General features: G+C 72.2%; 11 protein-coding genes and 1 pseudogene. 3 read left to right on the top strand and 9 right to left on the bottom strand.

Going from position 1 to position 10434, the window contains the following annotated elements; genetic code table 11:
- Positions 1 to 28: 28 nt before the first annotated feature.
- Positions 29 to 898, bottom strand: coding sequence for a glucose-1-phosphate thymidylyltransferase RfbA (gene rfbA / locus MTQ10_RS22015; RefSeq protein ID WP_247471161.1), 870 nt, complete (start codon positions 896 to 898; stop codon positions 29 to 31).
- A gap of 193 nt (positions 899 to 1091) precedes the next feature.
- Between rfbA and MTQ10_RS22020 the strand changes: the two genes are divergently transcribed.
- The gene (locus tag MTQ10_RS22020) at positions 1092 to 2105 is read left to right on the top strand and encodes a Gfo/Idh/MocA family protein (RefSeq protein ID WP_247471165.1); all 1014 of its coding nucleotides are present in this window, start codon (positions 1092 to 1094) and stop codon (positions 2103 to 2105) included.
- 98 nt (positions 2106 to 2203) lie between these two features.
- Here MTQ10_RS22020 and MTQ10_RS22025 read toward each other — a convergent pair whose 3' ends face one another.
- The 4 genes from MTQ10_RS22025 to MTQ10_RS22040 are packed head-to-tail and all read right to left on the bottom strand — an operon-like array spanning position 2204 to position 5034.
- Complete coding sequence (locus MTQ10_RS22025; RefSeq protein ID WP_247471168.1) at positions 2204 to 2812, bottom strand: dTDP-4-dehydrorhamnose 3,5-epimerase family protein; 609 nt, start codon at positions 2810 to 2812, stop codon at positions 2204 to 2206.
- An 18-nt stretch (positions 2813 to 2830) separates the two neighbouring features.
- The gene (locus tag MTQ10_RS22030; RefSeq protein WP_247471186.1) at positions 2831 to 3490 is read right to left on the bottom strand and encodes a sulfotransferase family protein; all 660 of its coding nucleotides are present in this window, start codon (positions 3488 to 3490) and stop codon (positions 2831 to 2833) included.
- A 15-nt stretch (positions 3491 to 3505) separates the two neighbouring features.
- Positions 3506 to 3952 carry a carboxymuconolactone decarboxylase family protein gene (locus MTQ10_RS22035; RefSeq protein WP_247471189.1) on the bottom strand — a complete coding sequence of 149 codons (447 nt, stop codon included), beginning with the start codon at positions 3950 to 3952 and terminating at the stop codon, positions 3506 to 3508.
- 53 nt (positions 3953 to 4005) lie between these two features.
- Positions 4006 to 5034 carry an acetylserotonin O-methyltransferase gene (locus MTQ10_RS22040; protein ID WP_247471193.1) on the bottom strand — a complete coding sequence of 343 codons (1029 nt, stop codon included), beginning with the start codon at positions 5032 to 5034 and terminating at the stop codon, positions 4006 to 4008.
- 216 nt (positions 5035 to 5250) lie between these two features.
- Here MTQ10_RS22040 and MTQ10_RS22045 point away from each other — a divergent pair, with 216 nt between their 5' ends.
- Complete coding sequence (locus MTQ10_RS22045) at positions 5251 to 5868, top strand: mycothiol-dependent nitroreductase Rv2466c family protein (protein ID WP_282612477.1); 618 nt, start codon at positions 5251 to 5253, stop codon at positions 5866 to 5868.
- A 6-nt stretch (positions 5869 to 5874) separates the two neighbouring features.
- Here the strand turns inward: MTQ10_RS22045 and MTQ10_RS22050 are convergent, their stop codons facing one another.
- Together MTQ10_RS22050 and MTQ10_RS22055 are read right to left on the bottom strand one after the other, a co-directional pair.
- Entirely contained in the window at positions 5875 to 6753 is an 879-nt protein-coding gene (locus MTQ10_RS22050; protein ID WP_247471196.1) for an NmrA/HSCARG family protein, read from the bottom strand.
- A 100-nt stretch (positions 6754 to 6853) separates the two neighbouring features.
- Positions 6854 to 7582: an SDR family oxidoreductase gene (locus MTQ10_RS22055; protein WP_247471199.1), complete on the bottom strand. Its 729-nt coding sequence runs from the start codon at positions 7580 to 7582 to the stop codon at positions 6854 to 6856.
- Between the two features lie 241 nt (positions 7583 to 7823).
- Between MTQ10_RS22055 and MTQ10_RS22060 the strand changes: the two genes are divergently transcribed.
- Positions 7824 to 9317: an FAD-dependent monooxygenase gene (locus MTQ10_RS22060; protein ID WP_247471202.1), complete on the top strand. Its 1494-nt coding sequence runs from the start codon at positions 7824 to 7826 to the stop codon at positions 9315 to 9317.
- A gap of 11 nt (positions 9318 to 9328) precedes the next feature.
- On the opposite strand, the pseudogene MTQ10_RS22065 reads toward MTQ10_RS22060, so the two are convergent.
- Both MTQ10_RS22065 and MTQ10_RS31720 read right to left on the bottom strand, forming a co-directional pair.
- A pseudogene (locus MTQ10_RS22065) lies at positions 9329 to 10267 on the bottom strand (FAD-dependent oxidoreductase); the annotation flags it as partial.
- 30 nt (positions 10268 to 10297) lie between these two features.
- Positions 10298 to 10432, bottom strand: coding sequence for an aromatic-ring hydroxylase C-terminal domain-containing protein (locus MTQ10_RS31720; RefSeq protein ID WP_374117665.1), 135 nt, complete (start codon positions 10430 to 10432; stop codon positions 10298 to 10300).
- Positions 10433 to 10434: the final 2 nt, after the last annotated feature.

Below are 10434 nucleotides of genomic sequence, written 5' to 3' on the forward strand. Positions count from 1 at the left end.
GGGGGTCTGCGGGGGGCGGTGCGGGGCGTCAGCCGGCCTTGGCCATCTCCATGACGTACTGGCCGTAGGAGGAGTGGGCGAGGCGGCTGCCGAGCCGGTAGCAGGACTCCCGGTCGATGTAGCCCATGCGCCAGGCGATCTCCTCCAGGCAGGCGATGCGCACGCCCTGGCGGTGCTCCAGGACCTGCACGTAGTCGCCGGCCTCCATGAGCGCGTCGTGGGTGCCGGTGTCCAGCCAGACGAAACCGCGGCCGAGCGGGATCAGCGTGGCCTCGCCGCGCTCCAGGTAGACCCGGTTGAGGTCGGTGATCTCCAGCTCGCCGCGCTCGGAGGGCCGCAGCTGCCGGGCGATGTCCACCACCTGGTTGTCGTAGAGGTACAGCCCGGTGATCGCCATGTTGGTCTTCGGATTGGCCGGCTTCTCCTCCAGGGCGATGAGCCGGCCCTGCTCGTCGAGGGTGCCGACGCCGTAGCGCTCGGGGTCGCGCACCGGGTAGCCGAACAGGACGCATCCCTTGATGTCCTGCGCGGCCCGCTGGAGCATGGGCCCGAACTCGTAGCCGTGGAAGATGTTGTCGCCCAGCACCAGGGCGACGGAGTCGTCCCCGATGTGGTCCTCGGAGACCAGGAACGCGTCCGCGAGTCCGCGGGGCTTGTCCTGCTCCGCGTAGGTCAGGGTGATGCCCAGCCACGAGCCGTCACCCAGCAGCCGCCGGAACATCTCCGAGTCCTCGGGCGTGGTGATGATCTCGATCTCGGTGATACCCGCCAGCATCAGAGCGGAAAGCGGGTAGTAAATCATCGGCTTGTCGTAGACCGGAAGCATTTGCTTGGAGACTCCGAGAGTGATCGGATGGAGCCTCGTGCCATTGCCGCCGGCCAGGATGATGCCCTTCACCGTGGCGCCTCCTCAGTAACGTCGTGCCCTTAGGCAGTGCACGCACTTTATCGGTGTCGGGCACGGGGTCGAAAGGCTCACCGGATTCCCCTCGCCGAAGGGCAGATTTGTTGACAGACACGGGTCCGCTTACTCAGGCTGACGGCATACCGGTTCAGGCAAGCGCATTTACTGTCGTCGTTTAGGTGGACCTGTGGAAATCGACAATCTGACGCCCGTTCTCGAATCTGAGCAGAGGGCCGGTATCGGCATCATCGGGTGCGCCGACATCGCCGTGCGCCGGGCCCTCCCCGCGATCCACCGGTCGCCGTTCCGCCTCATGGCGGTCGCGAGCCGTTCCCGGGAGAAGGCCGAGGGCGTGGCGGCCGGCGCCGGCTGCGCTGCCGTCGAGGGCTACGAGCGGCTCCTGGACCTGCCCGGCATCGACGCCGTCTACATCCCGCTGCCCAACAGCGAGCACGCCGTGTGGGCCCGGCGGGCGCTGGAGGCGGGCAAGCACGTCCTGCTGGAGAAGCCCGCCGTGCCCGCCGAGGAGACGGCCCGCGACCTCGTCGCGCTCGCCGAGAAGAACGAGCTGGCCCTCATGGAGAACTTCGCGTTCCTCCGGCACCCCCAGCACGCCCGGGCCCAGGCCCTGGTGGCCGACGGCGCGATCGGGCAACTGCGCTCCTACACCGGCTCGTTCGGCATTCCGCCGACCGATCCGCGCGGGATCAAGTATCAGGCGGACCTGGGCGGCGGCGCCCTGTGGGAGGTCGGCTGCTACCCGGTGCGGGCCGCCCAGGAGTACCTCGGCGCGTCGGCGCGGGTCCTCGGCGCGGGCCTGAAGTTCGACCCCGCCCTCGGCGTCGACGTGGCCGGGGCGGCCCTGCTCGGCGACGACGACGGGGTCACGGCGCACTGCTCCTTCGGCCTGTCCCACGGCTACCGGTCGGCTTACGAGCTGTGGGGCAGCGAGGGGCGGCTGGTCCTGGAGTGGGCGTTCACGCCCTCGGCCGGAGCCCGCCCGGTGCTGCGGCTGCACCAGAAGGACCGCGAGACGCAGATCCTCGCCCCGGCCTCGGACCAGTTCCTCGGCGTGTTCACCACGTTCCACGACGCGGTGCGCGACCCGGCCGCGCGGGCGGAGCACCACGGCGACCTGGTCCGCCAGGCAGGCCTGATGGCCCGCATCCGCGCCCATGCCCTCGCCGAGGGACCCCGCTGAGCGGCGGCCGGCGGGGCCCGCACGGCGCGTGCGGGAACACGGAGAAGGGCGGTCGGCGTCCACCGGACACCGACCGCCCCTTCTCCGCTTTCCGCGCTCTACGGCCCGCCCGGCACCGCGGCCGGCGGGTGCGGCGGGCACTGCTCCCAGGTGGGCAGCAGGCCGGCCGCCGCCGCCTCGGCCAGGGTGGGCGCCGCCGCGTCCTTGTCCGAGCGGATCGGCGGCTCCTTCAGGTCCCAGGGCAGGGCCAGCTCGGGGTCGAGAGCGTCGATGTCGATCATCGTCCCCGGCACGTACTCCTGCGAGCACAGGTAACTCATGCACGTGTCGTCCGTCAGGGCGAGGAAGGCGTGCCCGACCCCGTCGGGCAGGTAGACGGCCGTCCCCGTCTCCGGGCTCTGCAGCGTGACGTCGTAGTGGCCGAACGTCGGCGAGCCGACCCGCAGGTCGACGGCGATGTCCAGGGCGCTGCCCCGCACGCACGTGACGAACTTGGCCTGGCCCGGCGGCACCTTGGTGCCGTGGATGCCCCGCAGGGTGTTGCGCCGCGACACCGAGTAGTTGACCTGGCGGACCGTGAACTCCCAGCCGCTCGCCGCGAGCAGCGCGCCGGCCCGCACCGACTCGAAGAAGTGGCCCCGGCGGTCGCTCAGCGGCTCGGGCTCCACGCGGTAGGCGCCGGGCACCGTCATTTCCGTTATCCGCACCGAAGGCTCCTCACCGGCTCAGCCCGCGGCGGCCGGGGCGCCGGCCGCCCGGGCGATCCGCTGCCGCATGGACGCGGTGTCGTTGGTGCGCGGGAACTCCTCCTGCGGGACCTCGACACCGAGGTGGGCGCACAGCGGCTCCCAGCCCTGCTGCACGTCGTAGACGAGGACCCGGTCCGCGCCCAGGGCGCGCACCACGTCCTCGTTGTGCCGGTGGTAGACCTCGATGGCGTGGTCCTTGTCGGAGAACCGGCCGCCGAACAGCCCGTCCCAGACCATGGTGCTGGTGACGCGGAACAGCCGGGCCTGGGGGCTGCCGGGCTCCGGCGGGTTCGCCGCGCTGCGCAGGGCGAACTGGTACAGGGTGTCGTGGGTGCTGCGGTACCAGCTCTCGGCGTCACGCACCGTCAGGATCACCTTGGCGTCGGGGAACGCCTCGCTGATCTGCCGGTAGTACACGGCGCACGGGCCGTCCACCGCGGAGCGGTAGCCGTCGAACACGGCCGCCCAGTCGGGCCGCTCCCCGTCACAGACGATCTTCTCCCACTGCCGGAGCCGCTCCGCGTCGCCGACGATGTCGAACATGTGGAAGGAGGGGCCGAGGCCGAGGCGGTCCAGGGCCACCTTCAGCGAGGTCGTGCCGGTCCGTCCCAGACCGGCGTTGATGAGCTTGAGCACGGTGCCTTCCCCTCCTCAGCGCCAGGCCGCGTCTTCCTGGCGGGTGGCGACGTTCACCCGGTTCCAGAGGTTGACCAGTCCGATGTGCATGACCAGCGCCCCGAGCTGCTCGTCGGTGTAGTACTGGGCGGACTTCTCCCAGACCTCGTCCGACGCCATGTCCTGCGGGTCGGTCATCAGCGTGACGGCCTCCGCCATCTCCAGGGCGTGGCGCTCGGCCTCGTCGAAGCAGGACTCGGTCCGCCAGTCGGCCACCCGCCGCAGGCGCGGGTCGGTCTTCGCCGCCTGGTCCGGGTCGTCGGGGAAGGTGTAGCCGCGGCCGTTGATCTGGCTGACGCGCAGCCGGATCAGGTCCAGCGTGGTCTGCGGCACGCCCACCTTGCCGATGACCTCGGTCAGGTCGAGCAGGGGCTGCAGGGCGCCGGGAACGACCAGGGAGGGATTGTCCATCCGTGGGGTCATCGGGTCTTCTCCTGTGCGGTATGCGGGAACGAGTCGGGTGGGTGCGGGTGGCCTCAGACCGGGATGCCCTCGATGACCGAGATCGGCGCGCTGGTGGGAACGGCCCTGGTGAGCTTGAAGCCCGCCCGCGCGAACAGCTCGGTGTACTCGGCGAGCGTGCGTTCCTGGGCGCCGAGCATCAGCATCAGCCAGAGGTCGATGGTGTTGCCGAGGTGCTTCTCGTTGTGCTCCGGGATCACGTACTCGATGACGAGCAGCTTGCCCCCGGGGGCGATCGCCTCGCGCGCGTTGCGCAGCGCGGTCACGGCGTCGGCCTCGGAGAAGTCGTGGATGATGTGCTTGAAGACGTAGGCGTCGCCGCCGGCGGGGAGCTTGTCGAGGTAGCCGCCGTGCTCGATGGTGAGCCGGTCGGCGACTCCGGCCGCCTCGAAAAGCGCGGGCGAGTCGACGGTGGCGATCTTGGAGTCGTACAGGATGCCCTTGGTGTCCGGCGCCTGCCGCAGGATGCCCGCGAGGAGGTTGCCGCGGCCGGCGATGACGTCCACGACCGTGCCGAACCCGGAGAAGTCGTAGGCGGCCAGGATCGGGTCGGTCTCCGAGGCCGACAGCTCGCCGAACGCCTGGAAGAACACCCTGGCGTAGTCGGGGTTGGCGTGGAAGAAGTCCAGTGCGCCCATGCCGCGCAGCTTGGGCAGGTTGGGCTCGCCGGTCTCCACGGTGTCGTACAGGTGGCCCCACTCCTCCCACAGGGTCGGGTGGTTCATCAGCAGGGCGAAGCCGCGCATGGTGTCGGGGGCGTCCTCGCGGAGCTTGTCGGACAGCGGCGTGTTCGCGTAGCGGCCGTCCGGGCCGACCGCGAACACCCCGTGGCCGGCGAGGGCGCGCAGGACGCGGTGGGTCGCCTTCGCGTCGGACCCGACGCGCGCCGCGATCTCCTCGACGGACAGCGGGCCGCCGGCCAGCACGTCCGCGACGCCGAGCCGGGCCGCGACCGAGAGGGCCTGGGTGACCACCGCTCCCTGGATGAGGTGGAGCAGTGCGTACGAGTCTGACTGGTCACGGACCTCGGGCAGCACGGACATGCTTTTCCTCTCGGAGCGCCTTTTTGCGGTTTCTCGCGGATTCCAGACCATAGGACGGCCATTCTCAAGGCCGCAACTCATTCATTCCCGCAATGCCGTCCGGGCGTTCGACCGCGGAATTTGAGCGGTTGAACAGGGCCTGTCCAGTCCCGCTCCAGCGGAATTCCGGTGCAGCTCGTCAAATTGACCTGGTCCGGCTATGTCGAGGAGGTCCCGTTGCGGCACGACACCCCCACTCCGGTGGATTTCTGGTTCGACCCGAGCTGCCCGTGGGCCTGGATGGCCTCCCGGTGGCTGCTCGACGTCGCCCGGCAGCGGTCCCTCGACGTGCGCTGGCACCTGATGAGCCTGACCGTCCTCAACGAGGGCCGCACCGACCTGCCCGAGCGCTGGCACCGGGACCTCGCCGTGCGCATGGAGCCGGTGCGGGTGTGCGCGGCGGCCGAGCAGACCTACGGTCCGCAGGTCCTGGGCGGGCTGTACACCGAGCTGGGCACCCGCTTCCACCTGGAGCAGGCGCCCAAGGAGCACGCCACCTACGCGGCAGCCCTCGGCGCCGCCGGCCTCGACCCCGCCCTCGCCGACGCGGCCCGCACGGACGCCTACGACGACGCGGTGCGTGCCTCGCACCACGACGGCATCGGCCGGGTCGGCTCAGACGTCGGCACGCCCGTCATCGCGGTCGGCGACGTGGCGTTCTTCGGCCCCGTGGTGAGCCCCGCCCCGCGCGGCGAGGCCGCGACGCGGCTGTGGGACGGGGTGCTCGCCGTGGCAGCGACCGACGGGTTCTTCGAGCTCAAGCGCACCCGCACCCGCCGGCCGATCCTCACCTGAGCGGTGTCAGCGGGCCGCGGCGGCCACGGGGGCCGTCCAGTTGTCGGCCAGCCACCTCTCCAGCGTGACCAGGCCGGGCCGGGTACGGCGCAGCTCCTCCAGGTCGGCTCGGTAGCCCTCCCGCTCGAACCAGTCGAACATGTTGGCGAGGTCGGGGCGGGCGTTGCGCAGCGGCTCGATCGGCAGCTGCTGGTAGCGGGTCGGGACACCGGAGACCGCCTCGAAGGCCGCGGCCATCTGCGGCCCGGTCAGACTGTCACCGGCGATCTCCACCGTCCGGCCCAGCCATGCCCCGGGGTTCTCGAAGGCGTCCGCGGCGAACACGCCGATGTCGCTGGTCGCGATGAGCTGCACCGGGACCCGCGGGTCCAGCCACATGGCCAGCACCAGTCCGTCGCCCGACGGGCGCGGGGCGATGTCGAGCAGGATGTCGTGGAACATGACCGGGCGCAGCACCGTGACCGGCAGGTCGAGGGTCCGCAGATACTGCTCCACGCGGTGCTTGCTCTCGAAGTGCGGGACCCGGGTGTCGCGGTCCGCGCCGCCGACCGAGCTGTACACGAAGTGCCGCACCCCGGCCCGCACCGCGGCGTCCGCCACCGCCCGGCCGTGGCGCTCCTCGGCCTCGACGCCGCCGGGCCCCCGGAAGGTCTGGACGCTGAACACCCCGTGGACGTCGCGCATCGCCGCCGTCAGCGAGGCCGCGTCGTCCATGTCACCGCGGACCAGGACCGCGCCCGCCTCCTGCAACGCCTTCGCCTCGGCCTTGGCCGGGTCCCGGACCAGGGCGTGCACGGTGCGGCCGCGCCGCAGCAGTTCGCGGGCCACCGCCCCGCCCTGCCGGCCGGTCCCGCCCAGCACCAGGATCGTTCCGTCAAGCGCCACTGTCTTCTCTCCATGTCTCGTGCCCGCCGGGACCCGCCCGGGCGGTGCGGTCGGATGCGGCGGCCGCGCGGCGGCAGCCGTGGGTCGGGGGGCCCGCGCGCTACCAGGGGACGGGCCCCTCGTCCGCCAGGCACACGCCCGACGGGCCGGACTCGTCCAGCAGGGCGAGCCGGACCACGACGGCGGCTCCCTCGGCGGGGGTGCGCCGGCCGCGGTGGTGGTTCATGTCCGTGGCCACCACGCCGGGCAGGGCCGCGTTGACCTTGACCGGGGTCCCCCGCAGCTCCTTCGCGTAGGCGGCCGTGACCGCGTTCAGCGCGGTCTTCGACGACTGGTAGGCGATCATGTTCACGCCCGCCAGCGGGGAGTCCGGGTCCGCCTGCAGGGTCAGCGACCCCACGTGGCTGGAGAGGTTGACGATCCGGCCGGCCGGGGAGCGCAGCAGCAGCGGCAGCATCGCATGGGTCACCGTGACCACGCCGAAAACGTTGGTCTCGTAGACCTCCCGCAGGTCGGCCGCGGTTGCCTCACTGGGCCGTCCGGTGAAGGCGCCCGCGGTGCCGGCGTTGTTCACCAGGATGTCCAGGCGGCCGTGGCGCCGCTCGATCTCACGGGCGGCCTCGGCCACACCCTCCGGGTCCGTCACGTCCAGCCGCAGCGCCGTCGCGGCGATGCCGTCGGCCGCCAGCGCGTCGGCGGCCTGCTTGCCCAGCGTCTCGTCGCGCGCGCCGACGATGACGACGGCCCCCCGCTCACCGAGCTGCCGCGCCGCGGCGAATCCGATGCCCTTGTTGGCACCGGTGACGAGTGCGATCTTCTCGTCCGTCACGTCAGCTTCCTTTCTGCGGCCGGTAATGCGCACATTCACCAGGTGAAGAAGAAACCCGAAGGCACCCGACGATATTGCTGCGGCACGGACGCACGCTCAAGCGTTCATCTCCCGCGTTCAATGGCACTGCTCCGCGGTCGAACGCCGCACCCACCCGAATTACCGATCGTTGCGGCCCGGGATTTGTCTGAGTAGCTTCCCAATGGCCAACTATTGCCGCAGCGCAGAGGGCCTCAAAAGAATGAAGACAACTGACGTCATAGTGGTCGGTGCGGGGCCGGTGGGCCTGATGCTGGCCGGAGAACTGCGCCTGGGCGGGGCGGAGGTGGCCGTCTACGACCGGCTGCTCGCCCCCACCGAGGAATCCCGGGCGCTCGGCTTCAACCGGCGGGCCGCGGAGTCGCTGGACCAGCGCGGGCTGCTGCCCCGCCTGGGCGCCTTCCGGTGGGGCCCGATGGGCCACTTCGGCGGCGTCCGCTTCGACCTGGACATGCTGGACGAGGACCACAGCGGGGTGCTGGGCCTGTCCCAGACCAGGACCGAGGGGGCGCTCGGCGGCTGGCTGGCCGAGCTGGGCGTGCCGGTGCACCGTGGCCGCGAGGTGACCGGCCTGCGCGAGACCGCCGACGGTGTCGTGGTCGCCTTCACGGGCCCCGACGGCCCCGGCGAGGAGAGCGCCCGGTACGTCGTCGGCTGCGACGGCGCCGGCAGTACGGTCCGCGAGCTGGCCGGCATCCCCGTCACCCACTGGGAGTCCACCCGCGGCATGTACACCGCGGAGATCACCGGCGTCGCCCCGCGCCCCCGGCCGATCGGCGAACGGCTGCCCGGCGGGCGGATGGTGGTGTGCACCCCGCTGGGCGAGGGCCGCTGCCGGGTGGTCGTTCACGATCCCGAGCTGCCCGCCCGCCCGGAGCCGGGCGCACTGACCTTCGCCGAGGTCGCCGCCGCGTGGCGGCGGCTGACGGGCGAGTCGATCGACGACGCCCGGTGCCTGTGGCTGTGGGCCTCGGGCAACTCCTCCACGCTGGCGCAGCAGTACCGGCGCGGCCGGGTGCTGCTGGCGGGCGACGCCGCGCACGAGATCCCGCCGCTGGCCGCGTGGGGCCTGAGTGCCGGACTGCAGGACGCGGCGAACCTGGGCTGGAAGCTGGCGGCGGTGGTCCGGGGCCGGGCCCCCGGCGACCTGCTCGACACCTACGACGCCGAACGCCGTCCCGTCGGCCGTCAGTTGATCCGCAACGCCCGCGCGGCGGCCAGGCTCTACCTCGGTGACGAGGCCATGGACCCGGTGCGGGAGGTGGTGGGCGAGCTGCTGGCCCACAAGGACGCCGCCGAGCAGGTCGCCGGCGTGGTCAGTGGTCTCGGCATCCGCTACGACCTGGCCAAGGGCGACCACCCCCTGCTCGGCCGGCGCATGCCCCCCGACACCGCCGTCACCCTCGCCGACGGCACCCGCCCCCGCGTCGCCGAACTCCTGCGCACCGGACGGGGCCTGCTGCTGGCCGCCGACGAGGCCACCACCGCCGCCGCCCACGGCCACACCGACCGCGTCGACGCCCACACCGGCACCTGGACCCTGCCCGCCGCGTACTCGGCGGCGTCCCTGTGGGCCAGCAGCTCGCCCACGATCTCCCGCACCGGGTCCATGTCCTCCCCGGTGAGGCGCAGTTCGATCGCCGCGCGGGCGTTGCGCGCCAGCTGCTCGCCGATCGGGTGGCGTTCGGCGTGGTAGCTGTCGAGCAGGTCCTCGGGGGCCCAGCCCTGGACGGCCGCCGCCAGCTTCCAGCCGAGGTTCACCGCGTCCTGCACGCCCACGCTCAGGCCCTGCGCCATCGCCGGGGGCTGCACGTGGGCGGCGTCACCGGCCAGGAACACCCGGCCGCGCCGGTACTCGGCGGCGGCCCGGGAGGCGTCGGTGAAGCAGCTGATCCAGCGGCAGTCGCCGTGGTGGATGGACTCGCCGGTCAGCCGCTGCCAGGCGTCGGCGAGATCGGTGTAGGCGATGGCGTCGCGGTCGCGCGGCGGCTTCGTCCCCGCCTCGTGGACGACGACACGGGTGACGCCGTTCTCCAGGTCCATCGCCATCACCATGCTGCCGCCCGGCAGGTTCTCGCCGATGCGCCGCTTGCGGGTCTCGATGCCGGTGACGTCGGCGGTGAGGAAGCCGCGTCGGCCGTCGGTGCCGGGAAAGCCGATCCCGGCCAGCTTGCGGACGGTGCTGCGCCCGCCGTCGCAGCCGACGAGGTAGGCGGCGCTCTCCTCGGTCGTCCCGTCGGGGCCCTCGACGCTCACCACGACGTTGTCGTCGTCCTGCCGCAGACCGGTCACCTCCCGGCCGCGCAGGACGGGCACGCCGAGCTCGCCGGCCCAGTCCTCCAGCATCCGCTCGGTGCGGAACTGGGAGACGCCCCGGTGCCCGTAGTGGTCCTCCGCGAGCATGCCGAGGTCGATCGGCACCCCGCCGAAGTGGGCGTCGGCGCGCTCGGTGGCGCCGAGCCGGCCGAGCAGGCCCCGCTGGTCGAAGCATTCGGCGGTGCGCTTGGTGAAGCTCGCGCCGCGTGACTGGCGCGTGGGGGCGGGCAGCCGTTCGAGGACGACGACGTCCACGCCGCGGAGCCTGAGTTCGCCCGCCGTCATCAGCCCGACCGGGCCGGCCCCGACGACGATCACGTCCCTGGCCATGTGGTTACTCCTTCGCGAAGGGGCCGGCGTTCACCGGCCGGCGGACTGCGGCAGACGGGCGGTGCCGAACCAGCGCTCCAGGGCCTGGGTGAGGTCGTCGGTGGTGCCGGGGGAGGTCCAGGCGACGTAGCCGTCGGGGCGGATCAGGACCTGTTCCTTATACAAAT

Source organism: Streptomyces sp. XM83C (assembly GCF_023072675.1).
GTDB lineage: Bacteria > Actinomycetota > Actinomycetes > Streptomycetales > Streptomycetaceae > Streptomyces > Streptomyces thermocoprophilus.

Excerpts from the sequence above, each read along its gene's own strand:
- MTQ10_RS22035 (WP_247471189.1), bottom strand. The coding sequence starts at position 3,952 with ATGACCCCACGGATGGACAATCCCTCCCTGGTCGTTCCCGGCGCCCTG.
- MTQ10_RS22040 (WP_247471193.1), bottom strand. The coding sequence starts at position 5,034 with ATGTCCGTGCTGCCCGAGGTCCGTGACCAGTCAGACTCGTACGCACTG.
- MTQ10_RS22060 (WP_247471202.1), top strand. The coding sequence starts at position 7,824 with ATGAAGACAACTGACGTCATAGTGGTCGGTGCGGGGCCGGTGGGCCTG.